This window comes from Bacillus sp. SIMBA_008 (assembly GCF_046535495.1).
Classification (GTDB): domain Bacteria; phylum Bacillota; class Bacilli; order Bacillales; family Bacillaceae; genus Bacillus; species Bacillus subtilis.
The window spans coordinates 367759-386348 of the sequence record NZ_JAWRWL010000004.1; the positions used below are offsets into that span (position 1 = coordinate 367759).

An 18590-nucleotide genomic window follows, 5' to 3' on the forward strand; every position below is an offset into this window, starting at 1 on the left:
ACTCTTGCCGCAGCCAAATGGCTGAAGGGTGGGGGAGAAAATACCTTGGGGCTAAGTGGAATGTGTACAGCGCAGGAATCGAAGCTCAAGGATGACATCGAGTGCTGTCAAAGCAATGAAAGAAGCAGGGATTGATATTTCAAATCAAACATCGGAGAAATTTGATGATCCGGCAAAAGCACACGGAACAGAAGAAGTGTTTCCAAAGGGTCCGTGATGAAATTGGTGACCGTTTAAAACAGTTTGCTGTAACTGGGGAATAAAGAATCGATATACTAGCGTTTCCTTGGGTTATATAATGCAATGTGTTGTTCAACAGGTGTCTGCGAGCTGAGTGCAGACACCTGTTTTTATTAGTCTGAGATTCGTAACAGGGAAGTTATTTAGCTGGTGACAGAGGAAAATTGATTTGTGAACAGAATCATGAAGGAGACGGTGTTTTAAAGGAGTTGTCTGTTTTGCAGGAATTAACAAAAGAAAAATACAGTAGCTTAAAAACGATGTTTGATGACAAATATTGTCCCACATTTGTCTATTCAATATTAGACCAAACCATTCCGGGAGCTGTTTATGCAGATGATCAAACCTTTCCTAAATCGTTTTTTATAGGAACTGAATCAGGCATTTATTTTATTGCGGGAGACCAAGGGAATCGGGATTTTCATGATTTCATTGCAGGATATTATGAAGAACAAGTGAAATCATCAAAACGATTTACCTTGTTTTCTTCCAGTGATACATGGGATAGTGTACTGAAACCCATACTGAAAGATGACTTGAACCAAATGAGAAGAGCTGCATTTTCTTATCAACCAAAATCTTTCAAAAAGACTTTGCAACTGCCAAAGGGGCTTGTATTGAAAAGAATTGACGAAGAGATCATTTCACACAGCACAGCGTTTAACAGCGCGTATTATGAGGAGTATTGGGATTCTGTCTCACAGTTTGCTTCAAAAGGTTTTGGATTTGCTGTATTACATGGCAATCATGTAGTAAGTGAGTGTACTTCTATATTTTTAGGGCATAATCGATCGGAAATGGATATCTATACACTTGAGGAATATAGAGGACTGGGGTTAGCTTATTGCGTAGCAAATAGGTTTATAGCGTTTTGTATGGAAAATGGGATTGTTCCTAGCTGGGATTGTGATATCTGCAACAATTCGTCCATTGCATTAGCAGCTAAACTAGGGTTTAAGCCGGTAACGGAATACACTATTTACTACTCTGGCTAATCTTAATGAAAGAACCTTAAAAGGAGATACCAACCGATGTTGGTATCTTTTTTGTTTTAGAGTTTTTTTACCCTTTTAGCAGAAAAATGGGTGATGAAAATCTTATTCATTTTATTTACTTTTAGGTAGGTAAAACATACCCCGCCAACTGTAACCACTCCGCCTAGCAGAGAGAGCAGTGTGGGTATTTCGCCGATCCAGATCCAAGATATGATCAAGGCTAAAGCCGGTGTAACATAAAGTGAAAGGGTTGCTTCTGAAGCACCGACGAGTGAAGTGACATATGCTAGTGCGAAGTAAGGAATAACCGTCGGCAATAATCCTAAGTAAACGATAGACAAAGTTGCGCTTATTGAAGCGTTCATCATCTCTTCGCCTAAGCTTGGCAGAAACACAAGCATAGGTATTGTTCCGCCCCAAATGGTGAATGTAACGAATGGAATAAAACCATATTTTTTTATATAGCGGGCTTGAAAAACGAAATAAATACTTTCCGAAAATGCTGCCAGCAGGATGACCAAGATACCGCTCATTGAATATGTAAAGTCTCCCGCCCCAAATGCAATCAATAATACACCCAATAAACTGATCATAGAGCCAAGCCATTTCGTAAATCCAAAATGCTCTTTGTAAAACAGGCGGGATAGCATGGCTGAGAAGATCGGTGCCGTAGTAACGAGTAAGCTTGCAACTCCGGCACTAACTGTTTTTTCACCGATGTTCAGCAAAATGTGATAGAGTGCAAAACCTAAAAACCCTAAAAGAAAAATGGCAGGAATGTCTTTCAAGTCGGGTAGGCGCATCTGAGTCAAAACAGCAAAAAGCAATAATGCCATAGAGCCGATTAACAAACGAAATAAAGCAAGGTGTTCTGGTGTGTACCCTTCTAGTCCTGCGCGAATTCCCGGAAAAGCAGATGCCCATAAACCAATCATGAGACTATGAGATATCATTATTTGAACTGTTTTCTTTCGCATTCCTCTCACTCCTCTTTACAAAAACCAACCAGTTATTTAATGTGTTTTTATATTAATAAAGATTTGGTGATATGGCTTCAACCAGTTAAACGGATTTTGACCCAACCAATTTATTTTAAGGAGACCGATTCTATGAGCTTTCCAGAAGAAAAAAAGATGAAAAAGCTCCCTAAGTACAGACAAATCGTTCATTTTATTAAAGAGAAAATAGGAAATGGCGAGTGGCCGATTGGAAGCAAGATTCCAAGCCAGCGCACGCTTGCAAAAGATTTTCAGGTAAATCGGAGCACAGTGATTACAGCGTTAGAGGAATTGATGGCCGATGGGCTAATAGAAGGCACAATGGGGAAAGGCACAGTTGTTATCAACAACACATGGACACTGATGGCTAAGAATTCTGCTCCCGATTGGGATCAATATGTCACCTCTGGCATTCAGATGCCAAGCCGAAAAATCGTTCAAGAGATAAATCAATCAGAATCAAATACAGACCTTATACAGCTCAGTAAAGGTGAACTTTCAGCTGAGATTTTTCCTTTGGCTGTTATGAAAGAGATGATGGAGAAGGTATCTCATCACATGGAGGCATTCGGTTATGAAGAACCAAAAGGTTACTTACCTTTGAGGGAGGCATTAAGCAACTATTTAAAAACCATTGGAATCAACGTCTCATCTTCTTCCATTCTGATTGTCTCAGGAGCGTTGCAAGCCTTGCAGCTGATATCAATGGGGCTGTTACAAAGAGGATCAACCGTTTATCTTGATCAGCCCTCTTACCTTTATTCATTACACGTATTTCAATCAGCTGGTATGAAGCTGACTGGACTTCCTATGGATAATGAAGGACTTTTGCCTGAAAATGTTCATTTAACAAGAGGAGAGCGGGGAAGGGCTATCTTATATACAAATCCATGTTTTCACAATCCGACTGGTATTCTTATGTCTAAAAAGCGGCGTGAAGAGATCCTGGCAGTAAGTGAGAATACACAGCTTCCTATTATTGAAGATGACATTTATCGTGAGTTATGGATCGATGAAATTCCGCCATATCCTATTAAAACAATTGATAAAAATGGACACGTACTGTACATAGGAAGTTTATCGAAAACATTAAGCCCAGGTTTGAGAATTGGATGGATCGTCGGACCGGAACCGGTGATTGAACGTTTATCTGACATTAAAATGCAAACAGATTACGGATCCAGTTCTTTATCCCAAAGAGTAGCGGCAGAGTGGTTTACTTCCGGCCACTACCAGCAGCATGTAGAAAAGGTTAGGCAGCAATTAAAGGTGAGAAGAGAATTGGCCTTGAGTGTTTTAGAAACTCATTTGAAAGATGTGGCGACATGGAATATCCCAAAAGGAGGATTTTTTGTCTGGATAAAAATATTGCCTTCCATATCAATGAAATTACTTTATACTAAAGCCTTATCAAAAGGGATTCTGATCAATCTCGGCAGTATCTATGCTCAGGAAAAAGGGAATTATATTCGCTTATCATATGCTTATGCATCTCTTGAAGACCTTCAAAAGGGGATTTATGAGTTGGGTTTAATGATAAAAGAACTGGCAAGTAAGTAACTTTTATATCCTTAAATGGATGTTTCACTAAAAAAGAGATCAAGCCTAATGATCGCTTGATCTGATAATAACAAGAGTTACTAGAATAGACCAAATCATGGTTCGGTCTTAAAATGATCATGTCTCTGATCGAAAAGTCTTTCCGACTTCTCTTCCTAAACCAAAGTAGTGTCTGAAATTATAGATAAGCGGGCTCCATTTGGAAGGGTTGATATGGTTTTCGTCCAGAATGATACTTTCCTCGGCATGAAAATGTAGTGCCTGCGTCTCTACAATTGCGAATGACGATTCATATTCTGGAAGCCGAATGTGTTTCACTTCGGCTTCTATTTGGATAGGGCATTCTTTGATTCGTGTTGGTGATACTGTTTTTGATTGTAAAGGCGTTAACCCTGCTGCCTCGTATTTTTCTTTTTTATATGTAAATCCGAGCTGTTTCTTCAAAGGCGGTATACTCTTTTTTCCGCTATAAGATGAAATTCTTTCAATGTTTTCCCATAATTCCGGGCCAGGCAAATTTATGACACATTCTTTGTGTCTTTCCAAATTGTCGATGGCTTTTCCTCCCAGTCCTACTCCAAGGATTATATAATGTCCAAGAGCCCAAGAAGAAGACATAGGACTAATATTAGTGGTTCCATCCTCATTCAATGTGGTTAGAAGAAATGTCGAGGTACCATAATACATGATCTTGGGTTTGATTTCCTTAAATCGACGAGTGTCTTGTTTTTTGATGTCCAACGTTTTTCCTCCTTGTCACGCTTACATTTATATTGTAAAGGATTAACATTTCAACTATCATCGAAATATGAATGTAAGGAGGAAAATCATGAATCCTAATATTGCAAAAATCTCTTCGTTGCTATCAGATCCCTCGCGTTCTTCCATTCTTCTCAGTCTGATGGATGGAAGGATACATCCTGCGGGAGAGCTTGCATATCTCGCTAACATTAAACCTCAAACCGCAAGTTTTCACCTGAATAAATTGCTTGAAGCAAAGCTGATTAGCGTAGAGAAGCATGGGAGACATCGGTATTACAGATTGTCTGACTCAGATGCTGCAAATGTGATCGAACAATTGCTTCATATTGCGCCTAAAGCAAAAGTCAAATCTTTAAAAGAGTCAAAAGAGAAAAAGGACTTGCATTTTGCCCGTACCTGTTATGATCATTTGGCAGGTTATGTGGGCGTGCAAATGGCACATTCATTAGTTGAGCAGGGGATGTTAAAAAAAGTTGATTTAAACTTTGAGGTGACTTCAGAGGGTGCTTTATTCTTTTCAAAGTTAGGCATCAATGAAGAGCAACAACGGAATAAGAGGAGAGCTTTTGCCCGCTGCTGTTTGGATTGGAGTGAACGGCAGCATCATATTGCAGGAGCATTAGGAAACGCCCTATTGGTGCGCATGTTAGAAGAAGAATGGATCGTTCGTATGCCTAAAACGAGAGCGATTAGGATTACACAAAGCGGGAAAATCGCGTTTGAAAAGCACCTAAACGTGAAGATTTAGGATGTTGAAGCGAAGGCACGATATCCAGGAGGAGGAGTAAGATTTGTTCTAATCTTACTCCTTCTTCTTATTTTGAAGCAGCTCGATTCCCCATTGCAATAGAGATGCGGTTCCAACTGTTTATTTGATTAATGATCAGAACAAGGTCAACATAATGTTTTTCATCATAATGTTCCCGCACCCGATGATATAGCTCATCAGGAACCCTTTTAGATGGAATGAGCGTGATGTATTCAGATAGTTCGAGAGCCGCTTTCTCTTCAGGTGAGTAAAAATCACATTCATTCCAAGCATGTAAACAGTAAATTCGCTGTTCAGTTTCCCCCATTTTGCGGGCATCGGACGTATGCATATCGATGCAGAAGGCACAGCCGTTCATTTGAGAGACTCTGATTTTGATTAGTTCTCTCGTCGTTCGGTTAATTGAGGATTGTTTCGTGTATTTCTCCATATCCATCATGATTTTCATACCTTCAGGTGCAATCTCATAGTAGGACACTCTTTGACTCATAAGGCAAGACTCCTTTCCGTCGTATATCTAAATTGTATCTCGATATTGATATCTTTACCAATGTGCGAATTGTATGGCGTTATTTCACTATTTTTTAGCAAAAAGCTGCTTAGAATAAAAATAAGGGTAACCCAAAATGATGAGTGGAGCTGCTAAGGCAAGCAGGGTCCACGAGCCTGAGTGGCTGTCTCTAATGACTCCAATGAATACACAAGTACCGATCAGAAAATATAATAAAGCACCTAGAAACCAATACATGTTCAATCCTCTTTTTCCTTGCTTTTTGGTTGTGCATTTTTGTCTGTCATATGGCTTAATCGATCAGGGTTCTGATTTTTTAATACCTTTTCGGTCCGGATTCCTTTTCTCTTTAATGATAAAATTGTGAGATCAATCGATTTCAATGATGATCATTCCTTCAATGAATAGTAAGTTCCTTATGATTTTAAAGGTAAATTTGAAAAGATAAAACGTACATAGAGGCAGAACGTTCATGTACGTTTGGGCAATGATCACTTGTTGGAAACTCTAATGTTTCCCTGCACCTGATATTGTTGTGTTCCTTCTCTCATGTATGTTTGCACGTTGAAATATGGGTTCGATTTTCATGAATCTCTATTCGGTGAAACAGGTAAAGGAAGTGGATAAGGTTTGCTTATAAGGAATCCTTTTAAAGATAAATATTACTCACATGATAGGCGGGCATTAAACATGCTTGCACTCAGAGTGCCGGGCCTGGCTTTTATTCTCATGATCTATATAGCCTCTATCGTGCTACAATTTGTTTCTGGGGGCTGGTCCATTTTATTGCTTTATGCGTTTACCATATTAATCGCCATTTTTGCTTTGCTTCATTGGCACTCATATCGCTGGGTTAAGAAAAGAGTGATTCTGTATTTCGCGGTACAAGGTTTGATCACCTTTGCACTTGCTAATCTCATGACTGGCTTCTTTATACTTGTCATTATCGGCCTTTATGCATTTTTAATTGGACAAATTATAGGAATGGCAGACAGAAGAAGGACTTTTCTCATTCTTTATCTATTGCTGCTGCTGGTCATAAATTCGGCGTATCACCTTCATAAAGGTGAAGTTTTGCATTTTATTGTTATTGCTGCGCCGATCATGATTGTCATCATCACTTATGCCGCAACATTTTTTGCCCAAGTCGATGAAAAAATAAAAGCTCAATTGACTCTTGAAAGGCTGGAGCTGGCTCATCAGCAGGTAGAACAGCTGACGCTGCAGAACGAAAGACAGCGGATGGCCCGAGACTTACACGATACGCTTGCTCAAGGTCTTGTCAGTTTAAATATGCAGCTGGATGCGATTCATGTTCATCTCGCCAAAGGCAACACAGAGAGAGCGAAGGAAATCATACAACAATCGATGAAAAGAGTGAAAAGCACATTAGCTGATGCACGTTCAGCTATTGACGATCTCCGCAGCAAATCAGAAGAAATCGGTGTTTTAAAAGAAAGAATTACCTCGCTAATGGATCATTTTATAGAGTCGACAGGCATGGCTTGTTTATTAGATTACAGATTGCATCAGGTGCTGGATGTGCGTACAGCTGAAAACTGTTATTACATCATTGGAGAATGCATGACGAATGCGGCAAAGCATGCTGAGGCGAAAACAATCTGGATATCCATTTGGGATGATGAAAAGGGAAGGCTCCATTTAACAGTTAAGGATAACGGCAAGGGATTTGATGTTGAAAAAGGAAAGAAAAAGAGAGGACATTATGGGCTTCTTGGCATACAAGAACGCGTCAGGGCAATAAATGGCCAATTCAATATCAAGAGTACAAAATTGAAAGGAACACAAATTGAGATCACTGTACCAATTCAGGGAGAGATGCAAGATGAATAAGGTTTTAATCGTTGATGACCATCTTGTCGTGAGGGAAGGTCTGAAGCTTTTAATTGAAACGAATGATCAATACACCATTATAGGAGAGGCGGAAAATGGAAAAGTCGCAGTCCGTCTTGCAGATGAATTAGAACCGGATATCATTCTGATGGATTTGTATATGCCGGAGATGAGCGGGTTAGAGGCCATTAAACAAATAAAAGAAAAACACGATACCCCCATCATTATTTTGACTACATATAATGAAGATCACTTAATGATCGAAGGGATTGAATTAGGAGCGAAAGGATATCTGTTAAAAGATACGAGTTCAGAAACCCTTTTTCACACAATGGATGCAGCGATCAGAGGAAATGTGCTATTGCAGCCTGATATCCTCAAACGTCTGCAAGAAATCCAATTTGAGCGGATGAAAAAGCAGCGCAATGAGACGCAGCTGACAGAAAAGGAAGTCATTGTTCTAAAAGCAATTGCTAAAGGTCTTAAAAGCAAAGCGATTGCCTTTGATTTGGGCGTCTCTGAGCGAACAGTAAAGTCAAGATTAACGTCCATTTACAATAAATTAGGCGCGAATTCAAGAACTGAGGCAGTAACGATTGCCATGCAAAAAGGTATTCTGACAATAGACAACTAAACTGCATATTTGAAAATTGCCCAAACGTACATGCCCGAATGTACGTTTTTTTCATTTCATTGTCAACTACAATGAGAAAGAATGTGATCAAGCAATGTGTTGAAAGGAGATTATCATGTCAAAAATGTTATATACATTAGGAGGATGGGTTGCTCGCAATCGCATAAAAGCAATATGTGCGTGGATCGTTGTGTTAGTTGCTTCGATAGGCCTTGCAGTCACCTTAAAACCAAGTTTTTCTGAAGATATGTCCATACCTGACACACCTTCGGAAAAAGCGATGGATGTGATTCAGAAAGAATTTCCTCACGGTCCTGATAAAGGGAGCATACGGGTTATTTTCGGTGCTGGTGATGGGGAGAAACTTACTGGGAAGCCAGCAAAAAAAGCAATAGAAGATACGTTCAAAGAAATCAGTAAAGATGATTCTGTTGACTCGATTGCAAGTCCTTTTGTGACAGGGACAATCGCGAAAGATGGCACAGTTGCCTATGCTGATATCAAGTATAAATCATCAGCAGATGATATAAAGGATTACTCTATCAAACACTTAAAAGACAGTTTGAAAATGGCTGATGATGAAGGATTGCAAACTGAGCTAAGCGGAGATGTACCGGGAGCCGAGATGGAGATAGGCGGTGTCTCTGAAATTGTCGGCATTATCTTGGCTTTTGTCGTTTTAGCCATTACATTCGGTTCTTTATTAATAGCAGGTTTGCCGATTTTAACTGCACTGATTGGTTTAGGTGTAAGTATTGGACTGGTTTTGATTGGGACACAAGTATTTGATATTGCTTCCGTCAGTCTCTCATTAGCCGGAATGATTGGCCTTGCTGTTGGTATTGATTATGCTTTATTTATTTTTATGAAACACCGCCAGTTTTTAGGCGAAGGCATACAAAAGAATGAATCAATTGCGAGAGCCGTGGGAACAGCGGGAAGCGCAGTCGTTTTTGCCGGACTTACTGTTATCGTTGCACTTTGCGGATTGACTGTTGTTAACATTCCTTTTATGTCTGCGATGGGGCTGACAGCAGGGCTTAGTGTACTGATGGCTGTTTTGGCTTCCATTACACTTGTGCCTGCGGTCTTATCGATTGCAGGGAAGCGGATGATTCCGAAATCAAACAAGAAAATAGAAAAACAAAGCACTGAAACAAATGTCTGGGGACGCTTTGTCACCAAAAATCCTATCATGCTAAGTGTATGCAGCATTCTGATTTTGATCGTCATTAGTATCCCATCTATGCATTTGGAACTGGGCTTGCCTGATGCTGGGATGAAAGCTAAGGATAATCCGGATCGCCGGGCATATGACTTGCTTGCCGAAGGCTTTGGAGAAGGATTTAATGGCCAATTAACAATCGTAGCGGATGCCACAAATGCTACAGAAAATAAGGCGGAGGCTTTCGCAGATGCAGTGAAAGAAATAAAGGGTTTAGACCATGTAGCAAGTGTCACCCCTGCAATGCCTAATAAAGAAGGGAACTTTGCCATCATTACGGTCGTTCCGGAAACAGGTCCAAATGATGTCACAACGAAAGATTTGGTACACGATGTACGCAGTTTATCAGATAAAAACGGAGTAGATTTGCTTGTTACTGGATCGACTGCAGTGAATATTGACATTTCAGATCGCCTCAATGATGCGATACCGGTGTTTGCTGTACTTATTGTGGGCTTTGCGTTTGTATTGCTGACCATCGTTTTCCGTTCGCTGCTTGTGCCGCTTGTTGCTGTTGCAGGTTTCATGTTGACGATGACAGCCACTCTTGGAATCTGTGTATTTGTCTTGCAAGACGGGAATCTCATCGACTTTTTCAAAATACCTGAAAGAGGGCCGATACTCGCGTTCCTGCCGATTTTATCTATTGGGATTCTGTTCGGGTTAGCCATGGATTATCAAGTATTCCTTGTCAGCAGAATGCGTGAAGAATATGTAAAAACAAACAATCCAGTACAAGCCATTCAGGCTGGATTAAAACACAGTGGTCCTGTTGTTACAGCAGCCGGCTTGATCATGATCTTCGTTTTTGCAGGATTTATCTTTGCAGGCGAAGCTTCTATTAAAGCCAACGGATTAGCTCTTTCCTTTGGTGTGCTCTTTGATGCCTTTATTGTAAGAATGACACTGATTCCAAGTGTCATGAAGCTGATGGGGAATGCAGCCTGGTATTTGCCGAAATGGTTAGACAAGATGATTCCGAATGTGGATATAGAAGGGCATCAACTGACAAAGGAAATACAGCCAGAAATAGATCATGAACAAAAGAAACAAATCAGTGTGTAATAGAAAAAGCAGATCTTTAATGATCTGCTTTTTTTGCATATGGTAGTATTTAGAAGATGAAGTCGGCAGTTAAAAGGAGACACTTATGGCGCCATCACTCATTTTCGATATGGATGGAACTTTGTTTCATATTGGCAGAAGCTGCATCATACTAGCAGGCATCCCAGGAGAAGTGACATGATTTTTTGACTTTGCATTCACTACTTGATGCCAAGGATCTTGAGAATCCTTCTTGAAAATAAAGGATTTTACAACTGATCATATAAGAAACCTAAAGAAACAAGCACACAAAACCAGCTGCGGGTTTTGTCCAAGAAAAATAGAGTCCATAAGAGGGACTCTATTTTTTGAAATGCCCGGCTAGAAGTATATTGCAGGTCTTTATGAATGCAAAACACTATCTTATAAGCCCTTACCGTGAAATGCCTGTTTTTGCATTGAAAAAACGCATTACACGTTCATTTACGTAAGCGGGTTGTTCCATCGATAAAACATGTCCGGCATTTTTAATGACTTCCGCCTCAATATCAGGAACGAATGAAGAGGCTCGGTGCAGGGCTGAGTGGGGATCATAGATGACTTCATGTTCACCAAGTAATAATAGGATAGGAACTCTTGCTGAACGTAATTCCTCATCGGTAAAAACATACGGAAATCCGTCGGCATTAGGATTTGGATTTCTTGATCCATCCTGCCACATTACCCCTGCCTGAAACTGCTTCACAAAAATCGGGTGCAGCACATTCTGATCATTCATCATCCAATTTAAGAATATTTCAACTCCATTTGACGCTGTAAGGCCAAGAGCGTATTTGTAGAAATCGTGATGAAATGGCAAAAACGTTTCTGCCGGACTCAGTATAGCTGCGCTTTTTACTCTCTCAGGCATACGTAAAAGGAAATTCATCGTATGGAGACCGCCAAGCGAAAGTCCGATCATGTGGGACTTTTCGATCCCCAGATTGTCAAACACATCAAGAAGCCAATTGGCGTAATCCGTTCTTGTACCGCTTACATTCTCAGGAATACTCTTGTTTTTATCACCTATGATATCAACTGCATAAGTTCTGTATTTACTGCTCCAATCGGCGATGTTGGGATACCACATCGTCGAGCTGAATAATGCTCCGTGGAGTAATACAAGCGGCGGGGCATCCTCTGGGCCGCTTGCAATCACATGTGTTTGACCAAAACGAGTAGATATATAGAATGATCCCAACGGACCGGCCAAAGACTAAGGCTTTCATTATAAGTTTGATAATAGCGGATACCGTTGTCACTTAATTCGGGAATACTAGATGAATGGTTTGACATACAAATGCCCCTCCCAATTTTGTTTAAATGAATGTGCCGTTTCGTGATGGGGAATCTGATATTGATATAACAGACTTTATTTACAATATAATACAGTTGTTATTCGACGTCAAATCCAAGATGAAAAGGAAATAAAACGATTGGAACAGATTATTGAAAATCAATATAACAGAATATTAACCTCCTTTGTGGAGCCGCTTCATTAAAGCCGCAATCCAAATGAATGAATCACAAAAATCACAACAGGAGGGATCAAGAGGGAAGGCAGCAAATTCAATGTTTTGAACTTCTTGATTCCAAGAATGCTTAGACCTGAACTGAGGATGAGTATGCCTCCCACAATTGTGATTTCATTAATAAGGTCTGTATTGATTGCGCTCTCCATTACTTTAGCAAATAAATAGATGGAGCCTTGCCAGGCAAATAATACAATGGCAGCAGCCGCTATTCCAAAACCAAAAGTTGAAGCGAGCACAATGGAGGTGATCCCATCTAACATCCCGTTTGTCAGGAGGTATGTATAATCTCCATGCAAAGCGGCTTCAACAGGGCCTAATATTGACAGCGAGCCTATACAAAATAATAAGACCGCAGTTGATAAGCCCTCTGCTAAATTGCTTTTAGAAAATTTGTTCACCAGCTTGTTGAATCGTAATTCTAAATTGATGATCTGGCCTAGCAAACCTCCAATGGCTAAACTCACGATGAATAGAATGGGGTATTTACTATCAGGCAAATGCTGTGTAATGGCGTTGATCCCCAGTGCGACCGCAGCGAATCCCATTGCCTGCATCAAAATATCCTGGTATTCATCTTTAATGCCTTTTTTGAATATCCCCCCGATTATGCTTCCTGCAATGATCATCACTGTGTTAAAAATCGTTCCAAACATAAGCTTTCTCCTCCAAAAATCATTCCTGCATAAAAAATAAACCCTCTAGTTAGTAGAGAGTCAAGGGAGATCAAAACATATTCATGAGATTATTTGATGGGCAGCAGGATTTCAGTCACGTAATTATCTAGGTTATTCGTAATGCCATAATCAATGAGTGTGATTTCGATTGAGTCCCCTGCTACTTCATAATGATGTTCTTTCATATATGCCAGTAATTTTTTGTAGTATGGTTCGGCTTCTGGATGTGACCCTTTAAACCTAATTTGCAGATATTCTCTTGAAGGAAAGATGATTTCTGAAGAAGTTTTTTCATTTTCATCTTCAAGAATCATAAATATACTGGAATATTTGTCAAACTGTTTTGCTTTCACATTTGCTGCTGATATGGATAAACCGATCTTGCCTATGAATATATCTTCGTTCACATTCAGGTGGGTTCTCAATTCAGCTAACGAATGTTCGATATCATGGCCGAGAACATATTCATGCTGCAAGTAAGCCACACGCATTGCGGGAAGTTTGATTTTTGTAATTTGATGTAACGGCATGTTAACGGCATCTTCTATATGTGTGATGCGTCGGGAGATCTTTCGTTCAATGCGTTCCAATTCTTTCTTTTTGCGATCAATTTCAGCCTGCTGGCTTTTTAGTAAATGAAGAAGAGTGTTTGTATTTTGAGAGTTATAAAAATCAAGAAGCTTATTGATTGGCAGGCCTAGGGCCCTCAAATACTTGATGGTATCCAGCCGCTCAAACTGTTGGGTAGAATAATATCTATAGTTCGTTTGCCCATCTTTATATTCCGGTTTCAAAAGGCCGATTTCATCATAATACCGAAGAGCAGAGATTTTCACATTGAATAACCTTGACACTTCTCCAATCGAAAAAAATTCCTTCATTCTAACAACCTTTCTGTCCCTATGATTATATACATCCACATTATATAGTACGGGCGAGTTCTAAAGGTAAAGTTTGCAGCAAAAAGAAAAAACTCCTTCTAAAAAGGAGCTTTTCATTCTTCGAAATAAGGATTTACATGGATGAGCACTTCTTCTACATCTGAAAACTGTCTTTTGATTTCATTCCGAATTTCGCGGGCAATGTCGTGTCCCTGCTTAATTGTCAAATCATGATCCAAAGATAAACGGACATCAAGCAATTTATAGTGGCCATGTTCTCGCGCGCGGATTCTATCAATTCGTTTTACTTGATCACATTGAAAAATAACAGCTTTATATTCCTCTATCAGCTCGGGATCAACACTCTTTTCCATGAGCACATCAACAGACGGCCTGATTAATTCCATTGAAATCTTAAAAATGAGGTAAGCAACGATTGCACTGGCAATGGCATCGGCGTACAACAGATAGGACCATCCGCGGGTGTTTCCGATGATAGCCAACAGGACGCCGATAAAAGCGGCAAGAGAGGCAACGATATCGCCTTTATGATCGTACGCAATCGCTATAATCGCTTTGCTGTTCCATTTTTCCCCTTGCTTTATAGAATAACGATATAAGATTTCCTTAGCCACGTACGAAATCAGAGCCGCAAACAATGCGCTGTATTGGGGAACGCTTGGCCCTTTAACAAAGGACAGAATCGCTTCTATGAGGATATAAACGGATACGATCACTAAGATAATTCCTACAATCGCCTCACTAATGACTTCAGCTTTTCCGTGACCAAAAGGATGGTCTTGATCGGGCGGTTTATTGGAAATTCCGATCACTGCCAAGACTGCAATCGAAGCAACGACATCTGCCGCGGAATGTATTCCGTCTGCAAACACGGCTTCACTATCGCCTACCAGCCCAAAAAAGACCTTTCCTGCCATTAAGATCAGATTGGCGATCAATGCAATCAAAGCAACTTTTCTGCTTATTTGTTCTCTTTCACTTGCCATTTTTTCCTCCTATAAAACTGCACAAAAAAATAGGAGTGCTCTATATACGCTCTCCGTATCCTTTCCTGTGTAATCACTTTGTTTATCATACCAATTCAATTTCGAGTGGGTCTATAGCAACGTTGTTTCCTGTTTACTAATAAATAAGGTGACAGAAAAAAAGTTGGAGCTATGCTAAAAAGGTCATACAGCAAACAAATGAGTTCTTATGTAACAACAGTGATGATTCGCTATTAAAATGCTGCCGTCAGTGAAAAATTTCCACCTAATTTTCAAAAACCTATTGACATGAGAAGATCTGTATTTTACTATTATCTCATATTCAAGATATTTTAATTTGAGATATTTGGTCGGAAAGATCAGCGATCAAGCGCATCTCTAAGTGTTCAATCCGTTGTCATTTCTTTTACACAATATTCAATATGGATTTTTTATAATAAAATATCTCGAATTCGAGATAAAAGGGAGTGTATCGTAATGGCTGAATTTACACATTTAGTCAATGAAAGACGATCTGCAAGCAATTTTCTTTCAGGTCATCCAATCACAAAAGAAGACCTCAATGAAATGTTTGAATTGGTTGCATTGGCACCATCGGCTTTTAATTTGCAGCATACAAAATATGTGACGGTTCTCGACCCGGACGTAAAAGAAAAGCTGAAGCAGGCTGCAAACGGACAATATAAAGTGGTTAGCTCTTCTGCGGTTCTCTTGGTATTAGGGGATAAGCAGGCATATCAACAAGCGGCCGATATCTATGAAGGTTTAAAGGTATTGGGGATATTAAATAAGCAAGAGTATGACCACATGGTGCAAGACACCGTTTCGTTTTATGAAAACAGGGGAGAACAATTTAAGAGAGATGAGGCGATAAGGAATGCTTCACTTTCGGCGATGATGTTTATGCTGAGTGCTAAGGAAAAAGGCTGGGATACCTGCCCGATGATCGGCTTTGATGCGGAAGCCGTAAAACGGATTTTGAACATAGACGACCAATTTGAGGTTGTCATGATGATTACGATTGGAAAAGAAAAAACAGAGAGCAGAAGACCGCGCGGCTACCGGAAGCCTGTGAATGAGTTTGTTGAGTATATGTAAAAGGAGCGGATAAAAATGGCGAAAAAAACGATGGGAATTCATCATATTACAGCGATTGTCGGTCACCCTCAAGAGAACACAGATTTCTACGCAGGAGTGCTTGGGCTTCGTTTGGTCAAGCAAACTGTCAATTTTGATGACCCAGGTACGTATCATCTTTATTTTGGGAATGAAGGCGGGAAGCCGGGAACAATCATTACCTTCTTTCCGTGGGCCGGAGCCCGCCAAGGCGTCATTGGAGACGGTCAAGTTGGCGTGACTTCGTATGTCGTGCCGAAAGGGGCTATGGCATTTTGGGAAAAGAGACTAGAAAAGTTCAACGTTCCCTACACCAAAATCGAGCGCTTTGGGGAACAATATGTAGAATTTGATGATCCTCATGGACTGCACTTAGAAATCGTGGAAAGAGAAGAAGGAGAGGCTAATACGTGGACTTTCGGAGATGTAACGCCCGATGTTGCCATTAAAGGTTTTGGGGGTGCAACCCTATTATCAGCGCAGCCTGACAAAACCGCTGACCTTTTAGAAAACATCATGGGGCTGGAGCGAGTCGGCAAAGAAGGAGACTTCGTTCGTTATCGTTCCGCCGGTGATATCGGAAATGTGATTGACCTTAAGTTAACGCCTATTGGCCGCGGGCAAATGGGGGCCGGAACGGTGCATCACATCGCTTGGCGGGCTAACGATGATGAAGATCAGTTAGATTGGCAAAGATATATTGCTTCCCACGGATATGGTGTAACTCCTGTTCGGGATAGAAACTACTTTAATGCCATTTACTTCAGGGAACACGGGGAAATCCTGTTTGAAATCGCAACTGATCCCCCGGGCTTTGCACATGATGAAACACAGGAAACAATGGGCGAAAAACTGATGCTGCCTGTGCAATATGAACCGCATCGCACACAAATTGAACAAGAGCTGCTGCCGTTTGAAGTAAGAGAGTTAGATTGATTTGACACATAAAAAATAAAGAAACATATATTCAATTGATGATTGCTGGATACCGTCAGCAAAGAATCAGATAAAATCAAAGATGAGGAGAGATACAAATGGAAGATGCAGGACTGTTGCTTATTCGTATAATGATTGGTGTGGTGTTTTTGTTTTATGGCACACAAAAATTATTCGGCTGGTTTGGCGGATACGGGATTAAAGGAACCGGACAATGGTTCGAATCAATTGGGGTGAAACCAGGAAACGTTGCGGCCGCTCTATCAGGTCTTGGGGAGTTAGTAAGCGGAATTCTATTTATTTTAGGCGTATTCCTCCCGCTTGGAGCTGCTATCATAACGATCATCATGTTAGGTGCTATCGTAAAAGTCCATGGAGCGAAAGGTTTTGCGAATGGCGCCGGAGGTTTTGAATATAACCTGGTGCTCATTGCAGTTTCCATAGGGGTTGCACTCATCGGTTCAGGAGCTTACGCTTTGCATTTTTAATACGAAAGTATGTAAGAACAGTTGCTGCTTGTCGGTAACTGTTCTTTTATTTTGACATTTTCGGCAAGCTTGCAGGTACTCTGCAAAGCAAAAAAGCGGATATCATAAATATAAATCTGTATAGTGAATGATACGTATTGATGAGCTTGGTCATGAAAAACAGACCTATTTGAAGGAGTAAATGGATGAAAAAGATGACAGAATTACATTCATTAGTTTCTATAGAAAACTTTATCAAACAGCACAAATTCAGTTTTATTTATATATCAAGGCCTGGCTGTTCAGTATGTCACGCAGTTCTGCCCCAGATCAGAATAGTATTGGATCAGTTTCCAAACATCAAATTGGGGCATATCAATGCTGACGATGTAGCAGAGGTCGCCGGCAGATTTTCAGTTTTCACCGTTCCTGTGCTTCTTTTGTTCATTGATGGGACTGAGTTTCTAAGAGAAGCCCGTTTTGTTCATTTTGAACAGCTTGAACAAAAGCTGAAAAGGGTTTATCGATTATATGAAGGCGAATAAAGGAATAAGGCAAAAAAAGAACTCAAATGAGTTCTTTTTTTATTCTTCACTAGGCGAAGAAGGGTTATCAACCTGCCCTTGATCACTTGTATCATTATCACAACTTGCTGAAATAATAATTGAATGAGAAGGAGAGTAATCTCCTAATGTGAAATTCACTCCGTAATTTTTGCTGTTCGCAGTATGGCTGTTTTGCAAGTTTTGTCCGATATCTGTATTGGCGTTTTGTGTCATTCCATTTATCGTGAGATTTGAGATGTTGATTTGAGATCGCATGCTTCAAAAACTCCTTTCACTCAGAAGTAGCCGTCATAGAGGACGCTGACAGTCTATTTACTTCTATGATATTGCGTTTTTATATCATTGCATCAACATAATGGTAAAAATAATAGCGAGTGAATGAGCATCTCTTTTGAAGATGATCAACCTATCAGCAGAAATAAAGCCGCCTGATAAAGAGGCGGCAGATCGTTATATGTCATCTATGAATTTGATGTATCGTTTTTCGTTTGCCTGAAGGATAAGATGGTCGTTTTTAATGATGAGTAGGAGCCTATAGCAGCGTAGCCATAAAACCAGCCCATAAATACGCCAGAAAAGAGGCTGTGTCGATGGCTTATGAAAACAGAAATGACAAGGCCTGTTATTAAGGCAACTGACGGTACAAAAGTTTTGGGGATTTTCAATAATATTTTGAGGATTTGGGTTATCAATATGATGATTGGAACAGCTATCACAGCATCCCAAAAGTTCGTGTGAATAATTGGAAAAGCCATACGGCACCTCATGAAGTGTTTA

The 18590-nt window shown here is 40.2% G+C and carries 20 protein-coding genes and 2 pseudogenes; 11 read left to right on the forward strand and 11 right to left on the reverse strand.

The genetic code is table 11. The features are described 5' to 3' along the window. Positions 1–17 precede the first annotated feature (17 nt). Together SB658_RS15965 and SB658_RS15970 are read left to right on the forward strand one after the other, a co-directional pair. Positions 18–263 (forward strand): annotated as a pseudogene (locus SB658_RS15965) (low molecular weight phosphatase family protein). Between the two features lie 186 nt (positions 264–449). Beyond that, complete coding sequence (locus SB658_RS15970; RefSeq protein WP_082359965.1) at positions 450–1235, forward strand: GNAT family N-acetyltransferase; 786 nt, start codon at positions 450–452, stop codon at positions 1233–1235. A gap of 56 nt (positions 1236–1291) precedes the next feature. On the opposite strand, the gene SB658_RS15975 is transcribed toward SB658_RS15970, so the two are convergent. After that, on the reverse strand, positions 1292–2212 hold the full coding sequence (locus tag SB658_RS15975) for a DMT family transporter (RefSeq protein ID WP_053581896.1): 921 nt from the start codon (positions 2210–2212) through the stop codon (positions 1292–1294). Positions 2213–2344: 132 nt separating this feature from the next. Between SB658_RS15975 and SB658_RS15980 the strand changes: the two genes are divergently transcribed. Further along, positions 2345–3793 carry an aminotransferase-like domain-containing protein gene (locus SB658_RS15980; protein ID WP_029725822.1) on the forward strand — a complete coding sequence of 483 codons (1449 nt, stop codon included), beginning with the start codon at positions 2345–2347 and terminating at the stop codon, positions 3791–3793. Positions 3794–3910: 117 nt separating this feature from the next. On the opposite strand, the gene SB658_RS15985 is transcribed toward SB658_RS15980, so the two are convergent. Further along, the gene (locus SB658_RS15985) at positions 3911–4534 is read right to left on the reverse strand and encodes a flavin reductase family protein (RefSeq protein WP_029725823.1); all 624 of its coding nucleotides are present in this window, start codon (positions 4532–4534) and stop codon (positions 3911–3913) included. An 88-nt stretch (positions 4535–4622) separates the two neighbouring features. Between SB658_RS15985 and SB658_RS15990 the strand changes: the two genes are divergently transcribed. Next, positions 4623–5303: an ArsR/SmtB family transcription factor gene (locus tag SB658_RS15990; protein WP_014478969.1), complete on the forward strand. Its 681-nt coding sequence runs from the start codon at positions 4623–4625 to the stop codon at positions 5301–5303. Between the two features lie 67 nt (positions 5304–5370). Here SB658_RS15990 and SB658_RS15995 read toward each other — a convergent pair whose 3' ends face one another. The 3 genes from SB658_RS15995 to SB658_RS16005 form a co-directional block, all read right to left on the reverse strand. After that, complete coding sequence (locus SB658_RS15995; RefSeq protein WP_029725825.1) at positions 5371–5814, reverse strand: carboxymuconolactone decarboxylase family protein; 444 nt, start codon at positions 5812–5814, stop codon at positions 5371–5373. An 87-nt stretch (positions 5815–5901) separates the two neighbouring features. Further along, positions 5902–6078 carry a hypothetical protein gene (locus tag SB658_RS16000; RefSeq protein WP_080348091.1) on the reverse strand — a complete coding sequence of 59 codons (177 nt, stop codon included), beginning with the start codon at positions 6076–6078 and terminating at the stop codon, positions 5902–5904. After that, entirely contained in the window at positions 6075–6218 is a 144-nt protein-coding gene (locus SB658_RS16005) for a hypothetical protein (RefSeq protein ID WP_014478971.1), read from the reverse strand. The genes SB658_RS16000 and SB658_RS16005 overlap by 4 nt, the downstream gene beginning before the upstream one ends. A gap of 247 nt (positions 6219–6465) precedes the next feature. Between SB658_RS16005 and ydfH the strand changes: the two genes are divergently transcribed. The 3 genes from ydfH (at position 6466) to SB658_RS16020 (ending at position 10613) form a co-directional block, all read left to right on the forward strand. Beyond that, complete coding sequence (ydfH, locus tag SB658_RS16010) at positions 6466–7689, forward strand: two-component system sensor histidine kinase YdfH (RefSeq protein ID WP_032678641.1); 1224 nt, start codon at positions 6466–6468, stop codon at positions 7687–7689. Then, a complete protein-coding gene (ydfI, locus tag SB658_RS16015) occupies positions 7682–8323 on the forward strand; it encodes a two-component system response regulator YdfI (RefSeq protein ID WP_003244318.1) in 642 nt (213 codons plus the stop codon). Before ydfH ends, ydfI begins: the two co-directional genes overlap by 8 nt. 115 nt (positions 8324–8438) lie before the next feature. Further along, positions 8439–10613, forward strand: a complete 2175-nt coding sequence (locus SB658_RS16020; protein ID WP_032678643.1) for an MMPL family transporter — start codon at positions 8439–8441, stop codon at positions 10611–10613. Positions 10614–11025: 412 nt separating this feature from the next. Here the strand turns inward: SB658_RS16020 and SB658_RS16025 are convergent. The 4 genes and pseudogenes from SB658_RS16025 to mneP form a co-directional block, all read right to left on the reverse strand. Further along, a pseudogene (locus SB658_RS16025) lies at positions 11026–11927 on the reverse strand (carboxylesterase). Positions 11928–12129: 202 nt separating this feature from the next. Next, positions 12130–12819, reverse strand: a complete 690-nt coding sequence (locus tag SB658_RS16030; protein ID WP_033883509.1) for a DUF554 domain-containing protein — start codon at positions 12817–12819, stop codon at positions 12130–12132. Positions 12820–12908: 89 nt separating this feature from the next. After that, a complete protein-coding gene (locus tag SB658_RS16035; RefSeq protein WP_038427434.1) occupies positions 12909–13721 on the reverse strand; it encodes a MerR family transcriptional regulator in 813 nt (270 codons plus the stop codon). A gap of 113 nt (positions 13722–13834) precedes the next feature. After that, on the reverse strand, positions 13835–14728 hold the full coding sequence (gene mneP, locus SB658_RS16040; RefSeq protein WP_015252717.1) for a manganese transporter MneP: 894 nt from the start codon (positions 14726–14728) through the stop codon (positions 13835–13837). Between the two features lie 477 nt (positions 14729–15205). On the opposite strand from mneP, the gene SB658_RS16045 reads away from it, so the two are divergent. The 4 genes from SB658_RS16045 to SB658_RS16060 all read left to right on the forward strand — a co-directional run bounded on the left by SB658_RS16045 (position 15206) and on the right by SB658_RS16060 (position 17792). Further along, positions 15206–15826: a nitroreductase family protein gene (locus SB658_RS16045; RefSeq protein WP_038427437.1), complete on the forward strand. Its 621-nt coding sequence runs from the start codon at positions 15206–15208 to the stop codon at positions 15824–15826. A gap of 15 nt (positions 15827–15841) precedes the next feature. Continuing rightward, positions 15842–16780, forward strand: a complete 939-nt coding sequence (locus SB658_RS16050) for a ring-cleaving dioxygenase (protein ID WP_029725830.1) — start codon at positions 15842–15844, stop codon at positions 16778–16780. Positions 16781–16878: 98 nt separating this feature from the next. After that, entirely contained in the window at positions 16879–17268 is a 390-nt protein-coding gene (locus SB658_RS16055) for a DoxX family protein (protein ID WP_003234169.1), read from the forward strand. Positions 17269–17453: 185 nt separating this feature from the next. Beyond that, positions 17454–17792, forward strand: a complete 339-nt coding sequence (locus tag SB658_RS16060; protein ID WP_029725831.1) for a thioredoxin family protein — start codon at positions 17454–17456, stop codon at positions 17790–17792. Between the two features lie 39 nt (positions 17793–17831). On the opposite strand, the gene SB658_RS16065 is transcribed toward SB658_RS16060, so the two are convergent. Next, complete coding sequence (locus tag SB658_RS16065) at positions 17832–18068, reverse strand: spore germination protein (protein ID WP_003244342.1); 237 nt, start codon at positions 18066–18068, stop codon at positions 17832–17834. Between the two features lie 206 nt (positions 18069–18274). Beyond that, the gene (locus SB658_RS16070) at positions 18275–18568 is read right to left on the reverse strand and encodes a hypothetical protein (protein ID WP_009969672.1); all 294 of its coding nucleotides are present in this window, start codon (positions 18566–18568) and stop codon (positions 18275–18277) included. Positions 18569–18590 lie beyond the last annotated feature (22 nt).